Origin of the sequence: Paenarthrobacter sp. CC6 (genome assembly GCF_040560085.1) — a bacterium.
GTDB classification, from domain to species: Bacteria; Actinomycetota; Actinomycetes; order Actinomycetales; family Micrococcaceae; genus Arthrobacter; species Arthrobacter nicotinovorans.
In genome coordinates, this window is sequence record NZ_JARDAN010000005.1 from 55,147 (window position 1) to 76,639 (window position 21,493).

The following is a 21,493-nucleotide window of genomic DNA, read 5'->3' on the forward strand; positions in this document are numbered from 1 at the left end:
TGCAACGGCTTTCACGGCTGCTCAGCCCAGGCCCACCGCTTTGCCGAACAGGCTGAATCCAACGAATGCCACAATGTCCAGCAGGGCATGGGCAACCACCAAGGGCATCACCCTCTTGGTCTTGGTGTAGATCCACCCAAAGACCAGGCCCATCACCACATTGCCGATGAACGGGCCAAAGCCCTGGTAGAGGTGGTAACTCCCGCGAAGGAGGGCGCTGACGACGATGCCCGCCGGAACGCTCCAGCCGAACTTGCCGAAGCGGTCCAGGAGATACCCCACCACAATCACTTCTTCCACTATGGCGTGTCGCACGGCGGAGAGAATCAGCACGGGAACCGTCCACCAGTAGGCATCCAGGCCGCTGGGCACAATGGCAGTGGTGATTCCCAATGCCCGGCCGGCCGCGTAGAGGCCAAGGGACGGTATGCCGATAAGCGCCGCGAGGCCCAGGCCCTGAAGCAGATCCTTGCCGGGGCGGGCCAGGTTGAAGCCGAGCCGGGCGAACGCCGAACCTTCACCGTCCCTTGTGGCCTGGACGTGCGTGGACAGGAAGTAGAACACCAGCGCCACGGGCACCAGGGCGAACAGGATATCCAGAAGCTGGTACGTGAGATCGAAATATTCGCGGGTGCTCTGGGACCTGTTCAGCGTGGACGTTGCATCAGCCAGCGGCGCCCGCGTCATCTTGTCGAGCAGTTGCACCACGGAGTAGACAGCCGACTGGCCCAGGGACAAGCCCAGGACAATGAGCACTTCGGCGCGCAGCCGGCGACGGGAAGCAAGGAACATGTACCTATCTTGCCCGCAGTTCCTGCCTCTTTGCCGGGAACCGCCGCCCTATGCTTGGTGGGATGGGTGCCCCAGAGAGAATATTCATGATCCGGCACGGACAGTCCGCCGCGAACGCCGACACGTCCATCTACAACCGCGTGCCGGATTATCGGATTCCGCTGACGGACCAGGGCGTCCAGGAGGCCCGGTTGGCCGGCGAGGACCTGCGGCGCAAACTCGACGGGCAGCAGGTCTGCGTCTATGTTTCCCCCTATTTGCGCGCCTACCAGACGCTGGAAGCCCTCAACCTGGGGTCCCTGATTGAGCGTGTCATCGAGGAGCCGCGCCTCCGTGAGCAGGACTGGGCCAATTTCCAGATCGCCGGGGACATTGAGGACCAGAAGGAACTCAGGAACCTCTACGGCCACTTCTTCTACCGTTTCCGCGAAGGCGAATCAGGCTCGGACGTCTACGACCGGGTGTCGTCCTTCATGGAGACGCTTTACCGGCACTGGCAGAAGCCCACGTACGCACCGAACACCCTGTTGGTGACGCACGGGCTGACGATGCGGCTGTTCTGCATGCGCTGGTTCCACTGGACGGTGGAGTACTTTGAGTCGCTCAACAATCCGGGCAACGCTGAGCTGCGCACGCTGGTCAAGAACGACGACGACCAATACAGCCTGGATCTGCCGTTCAGCCAGTGGGTGCCCAGGGAAGTGGACGATTCGGTGCTCCACGCCCCAAGGATGCGGTTCTAGGGGTCCGTCAGCCTGCCGGTGCGACGATGACTTCCGTGCCGTTGGCTTCGAACGCCGCTTTGTCGTCGGGGCTGATCCCGGAATCGGTGATGAGGTGCCTGAAGTCGTAGCCGGCCATGGCGGCAAAAGAGCGCCGGCGCACCTTTGAGGAATCGGCTACCACGTAGGATTCCGTGGCTCGGCGTGCCATCACGGTGTTCACCATGGCTTCGCCCTCGTCGGTGATGGTGGGGCCGAGGTCCGGGTCCACGCCGTTGACGCCAATGAAGGCGATGTCCAAGGCGACCTTTTGCATGATCACGTCCGTGTACGGTCCCACCAGCTCATAGGACCGCGGGTTCAGGATGCCGCCGGTGACCATGATCTTGATGTTGGGGCGCACCGCCAGTTGGGAGGCGATGTTGATTGCATTGGTCACCACGGTAAGCGTGGGCCTGTTCGACGGTGCGTTGAGGTCTTCGCGGGTGGACAGGAGCTGGGCCAGGGCGGTGTTGGTGGTTCCGCCGCTCAGCCCTATGACCGCTCCGGGACGGATCAGCGCGGAGGCCGCGAGCGCAATTTCCTGCTTGGCCTCGGCGTGGTCGTCACGGTTGTATCGTCCGGGAAGGTCGTATGCCACCGATCCCGTCGTGGCGCCTCCCCTGGTGCGGCTCAGCAGCCGCTGCTTGGCGAGGCTGTCCAGATCCCTGCGGGCCGTGGCAGGTGACACGCCTAGACGCGTCACGATGTCCTCGACTTCCACGTGGCCGGATTCGGCCAGGAGATCGAGGATGGCGGTCAGCCGATCGGTGCGGGTCATGACAAGCCTTTCGCGGTTTCCGGCTATTTCGCTTTGGCGAACAGCGTCAGCATACGTGCCGACTCCAGCACCAGGGCCTCCCGGCCGGCCTTGATGTACTTCCGGGAATCCACCACTGCGGGGTTGGCAGCGAGGTACTCACGGACGGCGCGGGTGAAGAACCCGTTCAAATGTGTGGATACGTTGATCTTAGTCATACCAGCGCCGATAGCGGATACGAGCATCTCATCTGTGACACCGGATGAGCCATGAAGAACCAGTGGTTTTCCAACGGCGGACTTCAGGCGGGTGATCAGGTGCAGGTCCAGCGCTGCGCTGCGTTCCGTCATGGCGTGGGACGAACCGACGGCCACAGCGAGTGCGTCCACTTCCGTGGCCTCAACGAAATCCCGGGCCTCGGACGGGTCGGTCCTGACACCCGGGGCGTGGGCTCCGTCCTTGCCTCCAACTTTTCCGAGCTCGGCCTCAACGTACACACCGCGCTCGTGCGCGTATTTGGCGACGCGGCGCGTGACCTCAACGTTCCACTCATAAGGCAAGTGGGCGCCGTCGTACATCACGGAACCGAACCCGAGGTCGACGGCGGCGAGCGCCAGGTCTTCGGACTCGGCGTGGTCGAGGTGGAGGGCCACCGGCACGGAGGCCGAACGCGCGATCGCAAGCGCTGCGGACGCGATGGGTTCCAGGCCGCCGTGGTACTTGGCGCAGTTCTCGGAGATTTGGAGAATCAGCGGAACCCCGGCGGCCTCGGCACCTCCCACCAGGCCCTCCGCAGTTTCAATGTGGATGACATTGAACGCGCCTTGGCCGGTGCCGGCGGCAGCTGCCTTGTCCATCAGTTCCCGCGTGTTGACCAGGGTCACCGGGTCTCCTTCCATGTCACGATCAGTTGGTCCTGCAGTTCCTGGTACCGCGGCGAGATCTCGCCTGCTGCCGGCATGAGCACGGCTGCTGCGGACCAGGCGGTGGCACGGCGAAGAATCTCGCGCGGCTCGGTGATGCCTTCGGCGAGCGCGACGGCGGCAGCCGCCACACCGGCGTCGCCCGCCCCTGTGGGGTTGCCGCTGAGCGACTCAGGCAAGCGCGCACTCCAATAACCGCCGGGGGCGGCGTGGTCGAAGGCGAGCATGCCGTCCGCTCCGGCGCTCACCAGCACAGTGCGGGCGCCCATGTCGATCAAAGAGAGGGCCGCTGCCTGCAGGCTGGACTCCCCCGTGGCTTCGGCGAGTTCATGGTGGTTCGGCTTGAGGATGTCCGCGCCGGCCTTGGCTGCGGCGATGATCCCGGGACCGGAGGTATCGATGATGGCGGGAATGCCGGCGTCGTGAGCCAGACGGACCAGCTCCGGGTAGAAGTCAGCGGGAGCGCCGGGAGGCAGGCTGCCGGAACCGACCAGCACGGAGGCGGGGAGATTGCGGTTTCCGGTGACGGCTTCAGCGACGGCGGTTCGCAACGACCGCCACTCATCGGGAAGCAGCGCCTGGCCTTCCTCGTTGAAGATGGACGTTTCGCCGCCCACGGTGTCCACCAGGGCAATGCTGCGGCGCGTCTCCGCAGCGACCCCCACCAGGATGTGCGGCACGCCGCTGGTCCAAAGTTCGGCGGCCAGGGTCTGGCCGGCGGCACCGCCTGTGGGCGCTATGGCCAGCACCGGGTATCCGAGTTGGTGCGTCACACGGGCAACGTTGATGCCTTTGCCCCCGGCACGGCTGATGGGAGTGGGGACGCGGTGGCTGGCGCCTTCAGTGATGCCGTGGACGGTGTACGTCATGTCGATGGCAGGGTTCGGCGTGACTGTGATGATGCGGTTCACGTTGGCTCGCTTCATTGTCCGGCTCCCAGCAGCTTGCGTGCGTTGTGGGCGGCACCGAGCAGGCCTGCGTCCTGACCCAGCTGGGCACGGATCAGATGGGGGCGGCGTTGGAAATCCAGGGTCTGGTCAACTCGGGCGCGCAGGGGCTGCAGGAGGTCCTCACCGGCCTCGGCGAGGCCTCCACCGATCACCACCGCTTCGGTGCCGATGATGTTGACGCATTGGCAGATGGTGAAGGCGAGCGCGTCCATCGCCTCTGCCCATACGCGTTCCGCCAGGGCGTCGCCGGACTTTGCCCTGAGCAGCACGCTGCGGGCGCCGTTGACCTTGTTTCCAGATTTCAGGTGGTAGCGCTTTGCGATGGCCCCGGCTGAACCGACGGCTTCCAGGATGGTGGCTGCGGTGCCGCCGGGACCGGCGTCGGGATCCGGAACCTGCGCGTGGCCGAGTTCGCCGGCGAAACCCCCGGCAGTAACGGCTTTGCCTCCGGAGAAGACTGCGGCCGCGATGCCGGTGCCCACCACCATGACCACAACGTCGCTGAACTCCCTGGAGCCTCCCAGCGCGTGCTCAACGGCAGCGGCGGAGCGGACGTCGTGGTCGAAGGCCACCGGAATCCCGAGACGCCTTTCGGCTTCGGCCGTGAAGGGAAAGTTCCGCCATCCGAGGTTGGCCGAGTAAACGCCCACCCCTGCCACCGAGTCGACAATGCCGGGGACGATGATTCCGGCGGCTTTGGCAGGGGTGCCCGGGAACTCGGCAGCCAGCTCGGCGGCGAGCTCTGCCAGCCGCTCAACGACGGCTTCGCCAGGACGTGCCGGGTCCAGTGGCGTGGGGACGCGGCGCATGCCCAACACCACGCCCTTGGCATCCACCAAACCGGCTTTGATGTCGGTCCCGCCAACATCGAATGACAGCACCGGTGATTCTGCGGCTCCGAGAACCATGACGTGTGCCTAGGCGGAGGCGTCGAGAATGACCGAGCGGGTCAGGTTGCGCGGCAGGTCCGGGTTCAAACCACGGACCCGTGCACGCTCGAGCGTGACTTTATGGACCCGGGCCAGCTCGGCCAGGGGGTGCTTGTCCGTGTGGAGGTAGAGGGCGCCGGTGGCGGCCATGTCCTGGTCCAGTCCTTCGGGCTGGGTGCCAAACAACCAGGTAACCCGGCCGGGAGCGGCGATGGAGATCGGACCGTGGCGGTATTCCATGGCCGGGTAGGACTCGGTCCAGCCTTGGACGGCTTCGCGCATCTTGAGGCCGGCCTCGTGGGCCAGCCCTACCGTCCATCCCGTGCCGAGGAAAGTGAATTGCTCGGCGTCCAGGAGTTCCTGCGGGACCGGAGCGGACACGGCGTCGCGGGCATCGGCGATGGCCTGCTGCACGTCGATGTCGAGGCTGGTCAGCATGTACACCAGCGCGGTGGTGGCGAAACGGGTCTGCACCACGGAGCGCTCGTCGGCATACTGGAGGCCGATCACGGTGTCGGCCAGTTCGATGATGGGCGAGGTGGTGTCTCCGATGATGGCGACGGTGGGGACGATGCCCTTCAGCGCGGCGAGGATCTCCAGCACTTCGGTGGTGGTGCCGGAGCGCGTGATGGCCACGACGGCGTCGTACTGACGGTCCGCACTGTTGCTGTTAAGGAAAGCCTCGGAGGCCGCAAAGGCGTCCGTTACCCCTTTGCCTGCGGATTCGCGGGCAGCTGCGTAGCTTTGGGCCATGAACCATGACGTGCCGCAGCCAATGACGGCGATGCGTTTTCCATCTGCGGGAAGCAGGTCTTCGCTGCGGGCCTGCTCAACGGCGCGCTGCCATACGACAGGCTGGGAAACCAGCTCTTCCTCCATGAAGGCACCCAGTATGTTCTCGCTCATCGTGTGTTTCGCTCCCGCTCAAGTAATGACGTTTTTTGATCTATAGAAACACTAAACGATCATTTTCGATCTCACAAGGATCATCTACTGGAGAAGACTGCTCATTTGCCGCTCATGACGGAAGAGGTCCCGCCCACGTCGCAATCATGTTCTTGCGTGTGCTTTTAAGTTAACTACCTGTTAACTCTTGTCATGTTCTTGTTCGTGCAGCAGGCTTGGATGAGTCCGCAAGAAAGTGATTATTACTCACTCGGAATAATCAATAAGGAGCATCATGCCCCGCTTATCATCCCCAAGACGCCTCGCCTCGTTGAGTTTGGCCTGTGTCGTCGCCTCATCATCGCTGGGCTTGATGGCCATCCAGCCCGCCACCGCAAGCCCCCTGGTCCTGCCCGCCGAGCTCGTCGGCGCCGCCGAAGCCGCCACCATCACCTCCGGCAGCCTCGCCGTGGACATCGCCACCACCTTCCCCCAAGTCCTCGGCTACACCGACACCGCCACCAAGGCCCGCCTCGACGGCACCCCGGCCCGGTTGAACACCATCACCCTCAACGGAGTGGAGTTCAATGTCAGCGGAACGTCCACGGCCTCCGGAAAGGATGCCCGGGATTACGTCCTCACCGTGCCCGATTTCGACAACACCGTGATCAAGGCGCGGCTCTCCGTCAAGAAGAATGTGGTGTCCTTCAACGTCACGGAAATCAAGGACTCCGCGGACCACCTCGTGAAGACCCTTCAACTCCCCCGGCTGAACCTGGTCACTGTAGGTTCCACCCAGGCCGGGGCCCAGGTCTCCACAGCCAATCTGTCCGTCGACCGAAGCGTCAGCGGAGACGAATTCACGCCCGTTACTGCAGCTACGCCCCTGGATACTGCACCCAAAAGCTCCGCGTACGCGCTGGCCAACACCGCCGCGCTGGGTGCCGCCGTCGAATCAAACGCCCTCTACGACACATCCTCCGGCTCGGGCGCGAAAGACAAGGGACGCTTCTGGCGCCAGGCCGTCAGCGACGGCGCCGGCGGGGTGGCCATGGGCATCGCCAGCGGCCAGTGGCTGTACCGTGCCGATGGTTCCACCACTACGGAGGAACTTCCCTGGACCCGGGTTGCCATCACCACCGATGCGAATGCCGATGGCGGCGTGGACTGGCAGGATGCGGCCATCGCCATGAGATCCATCCAGGTGTCCGCCAACAAGGGCGAACAGACCCCGGACAACGTGGTCACCCACATCCCTTTCAACTTCGCCTCACAAGCAACCCACCCGTTCCTCCGCACTTTGGACGACGTCAAACGCATCTCCCTGGCAACGGACGGACTGGGCCAGGTGGCCATGCTCAAGGGCTACACCAGCGAAGGCCACGACTCGGCCAACACCGACTACGGAAACAACTTCAACACCCGCGCAGGCGGCCTGGAGGACCTCAACACTTTGGTGAAGGAGGGCAAAGACTGGAACGCCAGCTTCGGCGTCCACATCAACGCCACCGAGATCTACCCCGAAGCGAAGTCCTTCAGCGAAGACCTGTTGCGCGCTGACAAGGGACTCGGCTGGAACTGGCTGGACCAGTCCTACTACATCAACCAGCGCCAGGACATCAACTCCGGCAAGCTCGCCCAGCGCATCAAAGAACTCCGCGAAGCCACGGACAAAAACCTGGACTTCGTGTACGTGGACGTCTACTACGAGTTCGGCTGGCTTGCCGAGAAGCTGCAGCAGGAACTGGTCAAGAACGGCTTCCGTGTCGGCTCGGAGTGGGCCGACCATCTGTCCCGCAACAACACGTGGTCCCACTGGGCCAACGATGAGAAGTACGGTGGCTCCACCAACAAAGGCGTCAACTCGCAGATCCTGCGCTTCATCAACAACACCCAATCAGACGTGTGGAACCCGGACCCCAAGCTCGGCGTGAGCCACATCGTGGAGTTCGAAGGCTGGACCGGGCAGAACGACTTCAACGCCTTCAGTGAGAACGTCTGGACAGCCAACCTCCCGGCGAAGTTCCTGCAGCACCACCAGATCACCAAATGGACACCAGACCGGATCGACCTCGCCGATGCCGTGGCCGTCACCGGAAACACCGCGGAAGAACGCAACATCACCGTCGCCGGAACCTCGGTGCTGCAAGGCGGAAGCTACCTGCTGCCGTGGTCCTCCAAGGAAAACGGCAAGGCCGACAAGCTCTACCACTACAACCCCGCCGGTGGCGCCAGCACCTGGACGCTCACGGAGGAATTCGCCAAGTCAACATCGCTGGAAATGTTCAAACTGACCGACAACGGACGCGTGAAGGTCGCTGATGTACCGGTAGTCAACGGCCAGGTCACCGTCACCGCGGACCCGAAGCAGCCCTACGTTCTCACGACCAAGAACAACGCGCTCCCCAAGAAGGCGGACTTCGGCGAAGGCACAGCCTTCAACGATCCCGGTTTCAACGGCACCGACCTCTCCCCCTGGAACCCCACGGGCAACGTCACCCAGGTGCGCGACGACAAGGGCCGCCGCTTCGCCGAAATGGGGGCAACGCCGTCGTCGATCAGCCAGGACGTCAAGCTGGACGCCGGAACCCAATCCGTCAGCGCCTGGGTTGAAATCCAACCCGGCAAGGTCCGGCCCACCACCCTCTCTGTCGAGATCAACGGCAAGACCGAAAGCACCACCATCGATTCATCCAACGCGGAAAACTACGTGGCCGGCGACGAGAAGCACGGGACCTCGTTCCAGCGCGTGCGGGTACTGGTGGACGTGCCGCAGAACAACACGAAGGCCACTGTTTCCGTCAAAGCCGCCGACGGCGACGCTACAGTCCGCGTCGACGACTTCAGGGCGGTGAAGACCGCCCGGGTTGCCACCACCGGCGTGCTCAGCGAAGACTTCGAGAACGTGGACCAAGGCTGGGGACCCTTCGTGAAGGGCAACGCCGGCGGCTCAACGGACCCCCGGACTCACATCACCGAGCGCAACGAGCCCTTCACCCAGAAGGGCTGGGACACCAATGTGATCGACGAAGTCCTGGACGGTACATGGTCCCTGATCGCGCACGACGAAAACACCGCCCCTGACGGCGGACCGGGCATGGTGTACCGCACCACCGAGGCGGGCGTTCCCTTCCAGGCCGGCCGCAAGTACAAGGTGTCCTTCGACTACCAGAACTCCAAGGCCGGGCAGTACGCCTGGGTTTCCGGCTACGACTCGCAGGCGGGCCCGGCAGTGACGGGCAGCCAGGCCATCGACGCGAAAACCACCACCACGCGGTTCGAGCAGATCCTCGACACCGGCTTCTGCGGTGACTACTTCGTGGGCTTGCAGCGTACCGGCAGCGCCAACGGATCGGACTTCACGCTGGACAACTTCCTGGTGGAGGACCTCGGTGCCTCGGAAGCCGTCCCGGCGTGTGCGCAACTCACCGCCGGGCTTCAAGGCGACGTGGTCCAGCAGGGCAAGGCACAGGACTTCGTCACCACGTTTATCTCCGACGAACCGACGGCCATCAGCGACCTCGCCGTTGCGCTTGAGCTTCCCGAGGGATGGCCCGCGACACCGTCCACGCCGGCCACGGCAGCAACCCTGCCCGCCGGTGGCACCCTCACCACCACCTGGAAGATCACGGCACCCGCGTCCGCGGACGGCGACTACCCCATCACGGCCAAGGCCGGTTACACCGCCGCAGCATCGGGCAACAACCCGGCAGGCGGCCGGACCATCAGCACCACCACCACTGTCCGGACACTGCCCAAACCGCCGCAGGCCACAGTGTTCGCCAGCGACCACCCATGGGTCAGCGCCACCAACGGCTGGGGCCCAGTTGAAAAGGACCAGTCGAACGGCGGAACCGGGGCCGGCGACGGCACCCCGCTAACGCTGAACGGCACCGTCTACGCGAAGGGTCTCGGCGCACACGCAAACGGCAACATCCGCTACTACCTTGGCGGCTACTGCACCGCCTTTACCGCAACAGTAGGCATTGATGACGCCCAGCCGACGCGGGGCAGCGTGAAGTTCTCCGTGGTGGCTGACGGGACAACCAAGGTCACAACCCCCGTCCTGGGAGCCACCAGCGCTCCCCTGCCGCTCACCGTTGATGTCACCGGCGCCCAGTACGTGGAACTCGTGGCTGACGACGCCGGCGACTCCAACGGCAACGACCACGCCGACTGGGCCGACGCCAAGTTCACGTGCTCGTCCACGTCCCAGGAACCGCCCGCACCCGTCCTGCAAGGCACCGTGTTCGCCTCCGACCTGCCCTGGATCGGCAGCATCAACGGTTGGGGTCCAGCGGAAAGGGACCGGGCCAACGGTGAGCAGAACGCCGGTGACGGACCCGCATTGCGGCTTGACGGCGTCGTCTACCCCAAGGGAATCGGCGTCCACGCCGACTCGAAGATCAGCATCGCCACCGAAGCAAAGTGCACCGCCTTCACCGCCGTGGCGGGAGTGGACGACACGAAGCTGAACAAGGGCCTGCACGGCTCGGTGGTCTTCATCGTGAAGGGCGACGGACGTGAACTGCTGCGGACTCCCGTTCTCAGCGCCGACTCTGCAGCACTTCCCCTCAACGTGGACATCACGGGAGTCCAGAACGTCGAACTGATCGCCGACAGGAACGGTGACGACGCCGGCGACGACTGGGGTGATTGGGCGGACGCGAAGTTCAGCTGCGCATAGTCCCTTCGCGCAACAGTCTTTCCACGCAACAGCAAAGGAGGGCGGTGTTCCTACCGGAACACCGCCCTTCTTTACTGTTATCCCTTTGCCGTCATCTCTTTGCTGTGGCGCCTTTACTGTTGTTGGAACGCGCGCACGCCCGCCCGCCACACCGAGTGCGTCAACGGGACTCCCGGACGGTACGCCAGGTGGGTCGCCGACGGTGCCTTCAGCATGTGCAGGTCAGCCCGGTGGCCGACGGCGAGCGAACCCACCGCCCGTTCGCCGTCGACGTCGTTCCCGGACTCCCGGCCCAACGCCAAGGCGCCGCCGTACGTCGCCGCGCGGACGGCCTCGTGGACGCTCAAGTGCATCTGGAGAACCGCTGTGGTGACGCAGAAAGCCATGGACGTGGTGTACGACGTTCCAGGGTTGCAGTTGGCCGCCAGCGCGATCTGCACGCCGGCGTCGATCAATTCACGCCCAGGCGCCAAAGGCTGGCGGGTGGAGAGATCGCAAGCCGGAAGGCAGGTGGCAACCGTGCCCCGTGCTCCGTTGCCTGTAGCGGCGTCCCAGCCGGTCCAGGTTTCCGCGAGGGCGGCGATGTCCTTGTCCGAAAGGTAGTTCACGTGGTCCACACTCGCAGCCGCGAACTCCACGGCCAGCGCCACACCCGGCCCCTCGCCGAGCTGGTTGCCGTGGACCCGCAGGCCGAGACCTGCGTTGCGGGCCGCCGTCAGGACGCGACGGGACTGGTCTTCGGTGAAAGCGCCGCGCTCGCAGAAGACGTCTGCCCAGCGGACGTGCGGGAGGACGGCGTCGAGCATGGCACCGCAGACCAGGTCCGTGTACTCCTCAGGGTCCGAACCGGCGGGGACCAGGTGCGCGCCGAGGTACGTGACCTCGTCGACCTCGGCCGCGGCGATCCTGGCGCTGCGGGCTTCGTTGTCCACGTCCAGCCCGTAGCCCGTCTTGCTCTCCAAGTAGGTGGTCCCCTGGGAGACCGCCTCTTTGACCCGGTCCCGCACGAGGCGGCTGAGTTCGTCGTCGCTGACACTGCGCGTAGCTCCCGTGGTCACGGCGATGCCGCCCGCGCTGTAGCTCTGCCCGGCCATGCGGGCCTCGAACTCGGCGGTGCGGTCCCCCGCGAAGACAAGGTGGGAATGCGAATCGACCCAGCCAGGCAGGACGGCGCGGCCTTCGGCGTCGACTTTTTCATCGGCGGCCGGAGCGTCCTGGCGGGACCCGATCCAGGAAATCCGTTCGCCTTCAAAGACGATGGCCGCATCCGTGAGGACCCGGTGCTCCAGGTCCTGGGTCATCAGCTCGCCGATGTTGGTAATGAGTGTGCTGGCTGGTGTGGTTCCGCTCATATGCCTATTGTTCAGCGCCGGATGGACCAACGGGTGGCCGCGAGTTGCTCCGCTGTCCGGGATTCCGGACTCTCCGCCTCGACGGTGCCAAGGATGAGGGCCGCAGCCAGTTCAGCGATGGCAGAGGACGTCTGGAAACCGTAGCCGCCCTGTCCGGCCAGCCAGAAGAAGCCGGGTGCTTCGGCGTCGAATCCCACCACCGGGATGCCGTCGGCGGCCTCGGTCCGCAGGCCGGTCCAAGCGCGGTCCACGGACTGGATGCCCAACGTTGTCACGCTGTTGAGCCTGGAGATGAGGCTTTCAACGTCCCCGGGCTGTGGTTTCGCGTCTTCCGGACCGCTGGGAACGTGCTCTGACGGCGAGATCAACACTTGCTTGCCTTCAGGCCGGAAGTAGAAGGAATCATCCGCCGCGCACACCATGGGCGTTTCCGGCGTCAGCGGATTCCGGACGTTCACGATTGCGGCGGTCCGCCGGAACGGCTGAAGCCCCAGCTTCTCCACGCCGCTGATGACTGCCAGCTCATCTGCCCAGGCACCGGCCGCATTCACCACGACGCCGGACTGGAACCCTTCGGTGCCGGCGCCCACCTGCCAGCCACTCCCCAAGCGCTGGGCCGAATGGACCTTGGCACCGGTGATGATGTCCACGCCTGCGGCCTCTGCGGTGCGCCGGTGTTCGTCGAGCAGCAGTGGAGCATTACATCCGAACGAGCCGTTGTCGAGTCCTGCGGCAGTGAAGGAATCCGGGGCGAGGACAGGGCACAGGTCCATTGCCTCAGCGTGGGTGATACGGTGCATGTTGCCACTGGCCTCGGCACTCACCGTCTCCTCATCCCCCACCAGCATGAAGCCTCGCGGAGTGAGGATCGGCTCCGTTGCCCGGGCGTCGCGGGCGGCCATCAATTCCAAGGTCCGGAGAGTCAGCTCCTGCACCACCGGCGGCCCGTAGCTGGGGATCAGTTGACGGGCCGAGCGTGAAGAAGTGTGGAAGGCCAGGGATTGCTCAGCTTCCACCAGAGCTACTGTGCATTTGCCCGCCAATGCCGCCGCCAAGGACAGCCCGGCGATACCGCCACCAACGATTACCACGTCATAATTCGAAGCCATGGATCCATCCTGTCAGAAGCCCGCTGAACCGCCAGCGATCCTCGCTCACATCCCACGGGCTTCCCGGGATCGCTCGCTCACTTTCTTGGGAAAAGCGATAGAGGGATGCCTTGAAACCCGAGGGATGTGAGCAAGCGTTTGGAGGGCTGACCGCGGCGCGACTGTTGACGACGACCCGAACGCACGCACCGCCGTCGACGTCGCCTGTCCGGGCAGCACCAACTACCAACGCTCACTCACGAAACAGGCCTTTAAACCCCCACGCTCACTCACATAACGGCCCCTTAAACCCCAACGCTCACTCACTTGTTAGAAGGAAGTGAGCGAGCGTCGCGGGCAAGCACGCGGGACGTGAGGAAGCGTCGGAATCAAGCACGCGGGACGTGAGGAAGCGACGGCAGGAAACCGTAGGGATGTGAGGAAGCGTTTGGGGGGTGACCGCGGCGCGACTGTTGACGACGACCCGAACGCACGCACCGCCGTCGACGTCGCCTGTCCGGGCAGCACCAACTACCAACGCTCACTCACGAAACAGGCCTTTAAACCCCAACGCTCACTCACATAACAGCCCCTTAAACCCAACGCTTACTCACTTGTTAGAAGGAAGTGAGCGAGCGTCGCGGGCAAGCACGCGGGATGTGAGGAAGCGACGGCAGGAAACCGTAGGGATGTGAGGAAGCGTTCGGAGGGGTGACCGCGGCGCGACTGTTGACGACGACCCGAACGCACGCACCGCCGTCGACGTCGCCTGTCCGGGCAGCACCAACTACCAACGCTCACTCACGAAACAGGCCTTTAAACCCCAACGCTCACTCACATAACAGCCCCTTAAACCCCAACGCTTACTCACTTGTTAGAAGGAATTGAGTGAGCGTCGGAACCAAGCACGCGGGACGTGAGCGAGCGTCGCGGGCAAGCACGCGGGACGTGAGCGAGCGTCGGGATCAAGCACGCGGGACGTGAAGAAGCGTCGCGGGCAAGCACGCGGGATGTGAGCGAGCGCTGTTAGGCGACGGCGGCGCGGCTCTTGACGAACGCTTGGACGCACGCTTCGACGTCGTCAGCACTGTGCGCGGCCGAAAGCTGCACCCGGATCCGTGCCACGCCCTTCGGCACTACGGGGAAGCTGAATGCGGTGACGAAGACACCATTGTTGAGCATCTCGTCAGCGATCTTCGCGGCCACCACGGCATCGCCAAACATGACGGGGATGATGGCGTGTTCGCCGTCGAGGAGTTCGAAACCTTCCTCGCTCATGCGGCGGCGGAACAGCGCGGCGTTCTCGAAGAGGCGGGTGCGCAATTCTCCGGATTCCTGGACGAGCTCGATCGCCTTGATGGTGGCCGCAACAATGGCCGGGGCGAGGGAGTTGGAGAACAGGTACGGGCGGGCTTTTTGGCGCAGCATGGCGACGATTTCGCCGCGGCCGGAAACGTATCCGCCCGAAGCCCCGCCGAGGGCCTTGCCGAAGGTTCCCGTGTAGATGTCGACACGCTCGGAGACACCGGCGTGCTCGGGCGTGCCGGCACCGGTGGGGCCCATGAAACCGACGGCGTGGGAGTCATCAACCATGACCAGGGCGTCGTGCTTCTCGGCGAGATCGCAGATGGCTTCCAGCGGAGCGAGGTACCCGTCCATGGAAAACACGCCATCGGTGACGATGATCTTGCGGCGTGAGCCCTCGGCTTCGACCAGCTTGGCTTCAAGGTCTGCCATGTCCTGGTTGGCGTAGCGGAACCGCTTGGCCTTGCTCAGGCGGATGCCGTCAATGATGGACGCATGGTTCAGCGAGTCCGAGATGATGGCATCCTCGGGGCCGAACAGGGACTCAAAGACACCGCCGTTGGCGTCGAAGCAGCTGGAGAACAGGATTGTGTCCTCCGTGCCGAGGAATTTCGATACACGTGCCTCAAGTTCCAGGTGGAGGTCCTGGGTGCCGCAGATGAACCGAACGGAAGCCATGCCGAAGCCACGCTCGTCCATGGCGGACTTGGCGGCGGCGATGATGTCCGGGTGGTCGGCCAGGCCCAGGTAGTTGTTGGCGCAGAAGTTCAGGACCTTGTTGGCCGGCTGGCCGAGCTGGCCGGCGGCGATGTGGCTTGCCTGCGGGGAATCGATGTGGCGTTCGGTCTTGAAGAGGCCGGCGGTGCGGATCTCGTCGAGTTCGCCCTGCAGCTGGTCTTTGATGGCTGAATACATGGGTGCTCCTAAGTCTTTGGCGGTCCGGGTTGCAGTTCGGTCCGGGTGGCGGTTCGGTCCGGTTTACAGTTCGGTCCAGTCGAGGACCACTTTGCCGCCGGTGCCGTTGCGGGCGATTTCGAAGCCCTTTTCCCAGTCGGCTGCGGACAGCTTGTCGGTGACGACGGCGGAGATGCTGCGGTGCAGCACGGGGTTGGACGAGAGCATGGCGCTCATGGCGTACCAGGTCTCGAACATCTCGCGACCGTAAATTCCCTTGAGCGTCAGCATGTGGGTGACAACCTTGCCCCAGTCGATGTCGATGGACTGGCTGGGAAGGCCGAGCATGGCGATGCGTCCGCCGTGGTTCATGTTGTCGATCATCTCAGGCAGTGCCGTGGGGTGTCCCGACATTTCAAGACCGATATCAAAGCCTTCGCGCATCCCCAGTTCCTGCTGTGCCTCGCGGACGCGCATCTTGGAAACGTCGACGGCGAGGTCCACGCCCATCTGCCGCGCGAGTTCCAGGCGCGGTGCGGAGACGTCGGTGATGGCGATCTTGCGTGCACCGGCGTGCCGGGCCACAGCGATGGCCATCAGCCCGATCGGGCCGGCGCCGGTGATGAGCACGTCTTCGCCGACCAGCGGGAAGCTCAAGGCGGTGTGGACGGCATTGCCGAAGGGGTCGAAGATGGCGCCGAGCTCAGGGGTGACGGATTCGTCATGGTGGACCCAGACGTTCGTCTCCGGGATCACGACGTATTCGGCGAACGCGCCATCACGCTGCACGCCCACGGAGACCGTGTGGATGCACATCTGGCGGCGTCCGGCGCGGCAGTTGCGGCAGATTCCGCAGACTACGTGCCCTTCGCCGGAGACGCGGTCGCCGACCTTGACGTCGCGGACGTCCTCGCCGACTTCAACTACTTCACCGTAGAACTCGTGGCCTGCGATCAAGGGGGTTTCGATGATGCTCTGCGCCCAGGCGTCCCAGCTCTGGATGTGGAGGTCCGTGCCGCAGATTCCGGTGGTCATCACGCGGATCTTGACGTCGCTTGCGCCCGCTTCAGGTTCCGGACGGTCGACGAGTTCGAAACCGGCGTGGGGTCCGGATTTGTAGAGAGCCTTCATGGGATTCCTCACTGCTGGGGCTGCTTCACTGCTGCTGAGTCCATTGAAGCCCCGGCAACGATTTAGCACAACTAGATTCTTCTCAATCAACGATTTAGGATTTGCTAATGGAAATTCATCAGCTGCAGATGCTCCGTGAGCTCGGCGACCTGGGCAGCGTCAAGGCGGTAGCAGAGACACTCATGGTCACTCCTTCGGCCGTGTCGCAACAGCTCGCCCTGCTCCAAAGGTCCGTGGACGTGCCGTTGACACGGAAGGAGGGCCGCGCCCTGGTCCTGACCGACGCGGGCCGCGTGCTGGCCGAGGCGGGCGCCGCCGTCGTAAATGCCATGGCAGACGCGCGGGCAGCGATCGGCGCGTATCACGATGCTCCCGACGCGCCGGTCAGCGTGAGCGCCTTCCACAGCGCAGGGCAGGCGCTGTTCGCGCCGCTGGCAGCGCTGTTGGCGTCCGACGGCGGGAACTCGCCTCGCCTGCGCCTCGCCGACGAGGACGTGGCGCAGGAGGATTTCCCGGGGTTGGCAGCACGGTACGACCTGGTTTTGGCGCATCGCATGGACAACAGCCCGCAATGGCCGGAGGACAAAGTCGCGGTGATCCCACTGGCCGACGAGCCGCTGGACATCGCGCTTCCGGCGGATCACCCACTCGCATCCCGCCGCGAACTGGAGCCTTCCGACGTCGTGGATGAACCCTGGGTGACCAGCCGCGACGGTTACTCCCCCGCGGACGTGCTCGCCGCCGTCGTTGCCGTGAGCGGGAGGCCTGCGGAGGTCCTGCACCGCATCAACGACTACTCAACAGTGGCCGCGCTCGTCTCGACCGGCGGCGCGATCGGGCTGCTCCCGCGCTTCACGGCCCGGCGTGTCCTGGACGCCGGCGTGGTGCTGCGCCCGTTGTCCGGCGTGAACTCGGTGCGCAAAATCGACATCCTGGCCCGTCCGGAAACGCTGAAACGGAAATCGGTCATGACGGTTTGCGAGTCACTTCAAACCGTCATGACCGGGCTTTCCTCACCCCGCTAGGTCAGTCGCGGACCAGGACGGGCTGGCCGGCGTCGAAGTAGGCCACCAGTTCGGCCGGGAGTTCCGGGACCTCTCGCGCTGAGCCGTCGCCCCGCAGCGATTCTGCCGCGAGGATGCCGGCAACCACCGCCTGCCGTGCAGCAATGGGGCTGGTTTGCGTCTGCCCGCCCTCCGACGCGAAGCGGAGGAACTCCTCGATCAGGCGCGGGTCGGCGCCGCCGTGGCCGCCCTCGCCGTCCTGGATGGTGATGACCTCATCCGGTGCCGCATATCCCGATGTCCGGGAAGTCCACACATTGATGGTTTCTCCCGGTCCATCGCCCAGGTTCTCGATCCGGCCCTTGGTTCCGATGATCGTGTAGTTGCGCCAGTAGTCCGGGGTGAAGTGGCACTGCTGGTAGGAGGCCAGCACACCGTTGTCCAGGACCATGTTCATCATGGAAATGTCCTCGACGTCGATCACTTCCGCCAGATCCTTCTGCTCCGTCGGCGGCCAGTTGTCCAGGGAGAACCAGTCCCCCATGCGTTTGCCGGTGTTGTCGGCACGGTTGGCGACATCACCATAGACAGCCAGATCTCCGACGGCGGCAACCCGCTTGGTGTAGCCACCGGCGAGCCAGTGGATGACGTCGATGTCGTGGGCGCCCTTTTGAAGCAGGAGGGACGTGACGTTGGCGCGCTGGGCGTGCCAGTCCTTGAAGTAGTAGTCCCCGCCGTGGCCGACGAAGTGGCGGCACCAGACCGCTTTGACGTCCCCGATCCTGCCTTCCTCGATGAGTTGGCGCATCTGTACTACCACCGGCATGTGGCGCATGTTGTGGCCGACGTACAGGCGTGTGCCGGTTTCGAAAGCCGTGCTGAGGATCAGGTCCGCGGCCTCAACCGTGATGTCGAGGGGCTTTTCGCAGAAGGTGGGGATGCCCGCCTTGAGCGTCCGGACCGCGACGGCGGCGTGCTGGCTATCGGGGGTCAGGACCAGTACGGCGTCCAGGCCGCTGGCCAGCAGTTCATCGAGGTCGGCAGTGATGCGGGCTGTGGGAATGCGCTGGGCAGCATCGGCTCTGCCGCGTTCACTGAGGTCGCAGATGATGGTGACCTCGGAGCCGTTGCCGGGTTTGTGGGCGTGCTTCCACAACCCCGAACGCAGGCCGAATCCTACGATTCCGACCTTCAAATCCTTATCCATGGTGTGCATTTTCCTTCTGCTGTTTCTTAGTAAAGTCTGGTGGCGGTGCTGCGGTGGGGCGCCGATTCGCGCACGAACAGATGCCAGGGGAAGTCGAGGACGGCGGGCTCGTCGTGTTCGCCGTGGCTGGCAGCACGCTTCAAGAGCCGCCGGGCGAGCTTGTCGAAGAAGTCCACGGGACCAACGGTGCTGAGCGAGGGCGACATCCGCTCACCCTCCACTGTGTTGCCGACACCGATGATGTCCACATCCACGCCGACCCCGAGCCCCAGGCGCTGTGCTGCATTGATGGCACTGACCGCCGCGTAGTCCGTGGTGGCGTAGATGGCGGTGGGACGGTCCGGCAGGCTGAGGAGCCGGGTGGCAGCGGCATAGGCACTGGCTGTGGTCCCATCGAAGAGCCCCACATAGTCCTGCCGCTCCGGGATGCCGGCCGAGGCCAAGGCTTCCGAGTAGGCCCGGTACCGCGATCCGCCGGAGGTGCCCGCCGCCGTTGCCGGAGTCAGGCAAGCGATCTGCCGGTGGCCGTGGAGCAGGTGCTCCACGGCCATCCGGCAGCCGGGGCCGGCAATGGAACGGATGACATCGAAGCCGTCCGCTTCCAGGACCTCGTCGAAAACCACCAGGGTGGTCCCGCGTTCCGCGAGTTTGCGCAGGTCATCGCGCTGGTTCTCGCGGACAGCATCGACGAACACCGCGTCTGCGTTGTGTGTGCCGAGTACTTTGACCCAGTCAGCATCGCCGAGGATCATCGGCGTGATTCCCAGCGGGACCGCGGCCTTCTGCACGGCTTCGATGACGGACAACGACCAAGGATCGGAGAGCATGGTCAGCGACAGGATCACGGTGTTCGTGCGGCCCGTCCGGATGGCCCGGGCCGCCTGGTTGGGGCGGTAGCCGAGCCGCTCGGCAGCAGCCTTGACCTTTTCCGCCGTCGGATCCGAAACGCCTGGTCCGCCGTCACCGCGCCGCCCTGACAACACATAGGACACCGTGGCGGTGGAGACGCCGGCCAGTTCGGCCACCATTCGAATGGTGGGCCTTACTCCGGTGCTGCTCGCTTTTGCCATGGTTCCCCCTGCTTGTTCGCTGATCTCTGGTCACGCCATTCTGTGTCGAGGCTAGCTCCTGAAGCGGCCTAGCTTCGGAAGACTGGCGCGTTGGGGTCCAACGCGGCCTGGTACTCATCGCGCATCTTGTCCCCGCCTTCGCTCTTCCAGCGCTTGACCGCGTCCTTGAGCTCGTCGATCTTCGCCCGGCCTGTGATGATGTCCACCACTTTGTCGCGCAGCTGCTTGGTGATCTTGGCACCCACCTTGGCGTTGGTATCCGAGTAGGAACCGTTGGTGGGGTTGCGCCAGGCGAACTCGAGGAGTTTCTCCTCCTGCTGGCTGACGTAGCGGGTGTCGTCGTCGAATCCGGGGTTGAAGATGACGTTTTCCGGGCTGGACATGATGTTCAACGCCGACACCAGGCCGGGTGCGTTGGTGGTCCCGGTTTCCGTGCGGACCGGGTTGCCGGCGGCATCGATGGTGTAGTCCTGGCCGAGCTCGCCGAAGTTCTTCTGCATGTACTCGACGGTGCCGAAGGGTGCCGACAGGTAGTTGATGAGTGCCAGCAGTTCGCGGATCCTGCCTTCGTCGGCCTTCTTGAACGGGGTGAATCCAACCGTGCCATAGCCCATGTCATAGACAGGCTTGACCTTGCCGTCGGCGCTGAAGGGGATCAGGATGTCGAACTGTACGTCCTTGTTCAGCGCACGGTAGCTGCGGATGTCGTGTGGACCCACGACAACCTGCGCCGCCACGCTGCCGTTGGCCACGCGGGAACGGATATCAGTGGCCTTGGAGTCCGGGTAGAAGACACCTGCTGCGAACATTTTGGCGGTGAACTCGACGCCGGCCAGGTATTCGTCGGTCTCGTACAGGTGTGTCAGGGTACGGTCCTTGTTGACGGCCCAGCTGTTCGGGGCGCCGAACCACTCAGTCACCATGTGCAGGGCGTTGATGTAGGCCGGTTCCAGGGCGTATTGCTGGTCCCCCGGTCGCGTCAATTCCTTGGCTTTGTCCAGGAATTCATCGGCATTGGCCGCTTCAAAGCCGCCCACTTGCGACCAGACATCGTGATTGCCTACGTATACCTGTCCGAACGGGGTGCTCGGGATGGGCGCTCCCCAGATCTTGCCGTTCACGACGGCGGTCTTCCAGGAATCGGGCTTCAGTGCGGCCAGGTTGGGGTACTCAAGGACGGCGTCGCCTGAAAGGTACGGCGTCAGGTCCTGGAACTTGGCTTCAAGCATGGGACCGACGTTGGGAATGCCCTGGTTCGGCGGAACCCACATCATGTCCGGGAGGTCGTTGCTGGCCAGGACGGTAGCGAACTTCGCAGGGTAGCCGTCTCCGATATCTTCGGCGATCTGCAGTTCCAGGTCGCCGCCGAGCTTGGTGTTGAGCCGCTGCCAGAAAGGATTGTCCTTCAGGCCGGGGCTCATGGTGTCGAAGGTTTCGGTCAAGCCGGTGACCTTGCCCTTGAGCGGGGGCGTCTTCACGGACTGCACGGCTGTGGGCAGCTTGAAGTAGCCGGACTGCAGGCCCTTGGCGTTGCCGGCGATGTCCGGGGTGACGCCGGTGAATTCCTTATAGGTGGGCAACTTGACCGAAGCGGAGGCAGCGGCGCCTCCGTTGCCGCCGGCTCCGCCGCCACCGCAGGCGGACAATCCGGCTGCGGTCACGGCCAGGCCCGCGAGGCCAAGGAAACCGCGGCGGCTGAATCCAGCCTGTGAGGAAGTGCTCGTCATGGCATAACCCTTTCTGGTTATTTGCTTC

The 21,493-nt window shown here is 64.3% G+C and carries 16 protein-coding genes; 3 read left to right on the top strand and 13 right to left on the bottom strand.

From position 1 onward, the window contains the following. Nucleotides 1-21: 21 nt before the first annotated feature. A complete protein-coding gene (locus PV760_RS02880; RefSeq protein ID WP_018777447.1) occupies nt 22-792 on the bottom strand; it encodes a CPBP family intramembrane glutamic endopeptidase in 771 nt (256 codons plus the stop codon). Between the two features lie 86 nt (nt 793-878). Here PV760_RS02880 and PV760_RS02885 point away from each other — a divergent pair, with 86 nt between their 5' ends. Further along, nucleotides 879-1,535, top strand: coding sequence for a histidine phosphatase family protein (locus PV760_RS02885; protein WP_018777446.1), 657 nt, complete (start codon nt 879-881; stop codon nt 1,533-1,535). 7 nt (nt 1,536-1,542) lie between these two features. Here the strand turns inward: PV760_RS02885 and PV760_RS02890 are convergent, their stop codons facing one another. Genes PV760_RS02890 through PV760_RS02910 form a run of 5 tightly spaced genes read right to left on the bottom strand, consistent with a single transcriptional unit; the run spans nt 1,543 to nt 6,021 of the window. After that, nucleotides 1,543-2,334: a DeoR/GlpR family DNA-binding transcription regulator gene (locus PV760_RS02890; RefSeq protein ID WP_018777445.1), complete on the bottom strand. Its 792-nt coding sequence runs from the start codon at nt 2,332-2,334 to the stop codon at nt 1,543-1,545. Nucleotides 2,335-2,357: 23 nt separating this feature from the next. Beyond that, nucleotides 2,358-3,212 carry a class II fructose-bisphosphate aldolase gene (locus PV760_RS02895; RefSeq protein WP_079581028.1) on the bottom strand — a complete coding sequence of 285 codons (855 nt, stop codon included), beginning with the start codon at nt 3,210-3,212 and terminating at the stop codon, nt 2,358-2,360. Continuing rightward, the gene (locus PV760_RS02900; protein WP_018777443.1) at nt 3,194-4,162 is read right to left on the bottom strand and encodes a 1-phosphofructokinase family hexose kinase; all 969 of its coding nucleotides are present in this window, start codon (nt 4,160-4,162) and stop codon (nt 3,194-3,196) included. Before PV760_RS02900 ends, PV760_RS02895 begins: the two co-directional genes overlap by 19 nt. After that, nucleotides 4,159-5,094: an ROK family protein gene (locus PV760_RS02905; protein WP_018777442.1), complete on the bottom strand. Its 936-nt coding sequence runs from the start codon at nt 5,092-5,094 to the stop codon at nt 4,159-4,161. The genes PV760_RS02900 and PV760_RS02905 overlap by 4 nt, the downstream gene beginning before the upstream one ends. A 9-nt stretch (nt 5,095-5,103) precedes the next feature. Further along, complete coding sequence (locus tag PV760_RS02910; RefSeq protein WP_018777441.1) at nt 5,104-6,021, bottom strand: SIS domain-containing protein; 918 nt, start codon at nt 6,019-6,021, stop codon at nt 5,104-5,106. 274 nt (nt 6,022-6,295) lie between these two features. On the opposite strand from PV760_RS02910, the gene PV760_RS02915 reads away from it, so the two are divergent. Beyond that, nucleotides 6,296-10,687 (top strand): endo-alpha-N-acetylgalactosaminidase family protein, encoded by a 4,392-nt coding sequence (locus PV760_RS02915; protein WP_354627107.1) that lies wholly within the window; start codon nt 6,296-6,298, stop codon nt 10,685-10,687. A gap of 113 nt (nt 10,688-10,800) precedes the next feature. Here PV760_RS02915 and hutI read toward each other — a convergent pair whose 3' ends face one another. The 4 genes from hutI to tdh all read right to left on the bottom strand — a co-directional run bounded on the left by hutI (nt 10,801) and on the right by tdh (nt 16,457). Beyond that, nucleotides 10,801-12,039 carry an imidazolonepropionase gene (gene hutI / locus PV760_RS02920; protein ID WP_055975056.1) on the bottom strand — a complete coding sequence of 413 codons (1,239 nt, stop codon included), beginning with the start codon at nt 12,037-12,039 and terminating at the stop codon, nt 10,801-10,803. 11 nt (nt 12,040-12,050) lie between these two features. Then, nucleotides 12,051-13,148, bottom strand: coding sequence for an NAD(P)/FAD-dependent oxidoreductase (locus tag PV760_RS02925; protein WP_354627108.1), 1,098 nt, complete (start codon nt 13,146-13,148; stop codon nt 12,051-12,053). A 1,005-nt stretch (nt 13,149-14,153) separates the two neighbouring features. After that, on the bottom strand, nt 14,154-15,347 hold the full coding sequence (locus PV760_RS02930; RefSeq protein WP_055975054.1) for a glycine C-acetyltransferase: 1,194 nt from the start codon (nt 15,345-15,347) through the stop codon (nt 14,154-14,156). Between the two features lie 63 nt (nt 15,348-15,410). After that, nucleotides 15,411-16,457 carry an L-threonine 3-dehydrogenase gene (tdh, locus tag PV760_RS02935; protein ID WP_018777436.1) on the bottom strand — a complete coding sequence of 349 codons (1,047 nt, stop codon included), beginning with the start codon at nt 16,455-16,457 and terminating at the stop codon, nt 15,411-15,413. A 107-nt stretch (nt 16,458-16,564) separates the two neighbouring features. On the opposite strand from tdh, the gene PV760_RS02940 reads away from it, so the two are divergent. Next, nucleotides 16,565-17,482 (top strand): LysR family transcriptional regulator, encoded by a 918-nt coding sequence (locus PV760_RS02940; RefSeq protein WP_354627109.1) that lies wholly within the window; start codon nt 16,565-16,567, stop codon nt 17,480-17,482. Nucleotide 17,483: 1 nt separating this feature from the next. On the opposite strand, the gene PV760_RS02945 is transcribed toward PV760_RS02940, so the two are convergent. The 3 genes from PV760_RS02945 to PV760_RS02955 form a co-directional block, all read right to left on the bottom strand. Next, nucleotides 17,484-18,677, bottom strand: a complete 1,194-nt coding sequence (locus PV760_RS02945) for a Gfo/Idh/MocA family protein (RefSeq protein ID WP_354627110.1) — start codon at nt 18,675-18,677, stop codon at nt 17,484-17,486. 17 nt (nt 18,678-18,694) lie between these two features. Beyond that, a complete protein-coding gene (locus PV760_RS02950; RefSeq protein ID WP_026267123.1) occupies nt 18,695-19,738 on the bottom strand; it encodes a LacI family DNA-binding transcriptional regulator in 1,044 nt (347 codons plus the stop codon). A 68-nt stretch (nt 19,739-19,806) separates the two neighbouring features. Further along, nucleotides 19,807-21,465 (bottom strand): type 2 periplasmic-binding domain-containing protein, encoded by a 1,659-nt coding sequence (locus PV760_RS02955; protein ID WP_079581033.1) that lies wholly within the window; start codon nt 21,463-21,465, stop codon nt 19,807-19,809. Nucleotides 21,466-21,493: the final 28 nt, after the last annotated feature.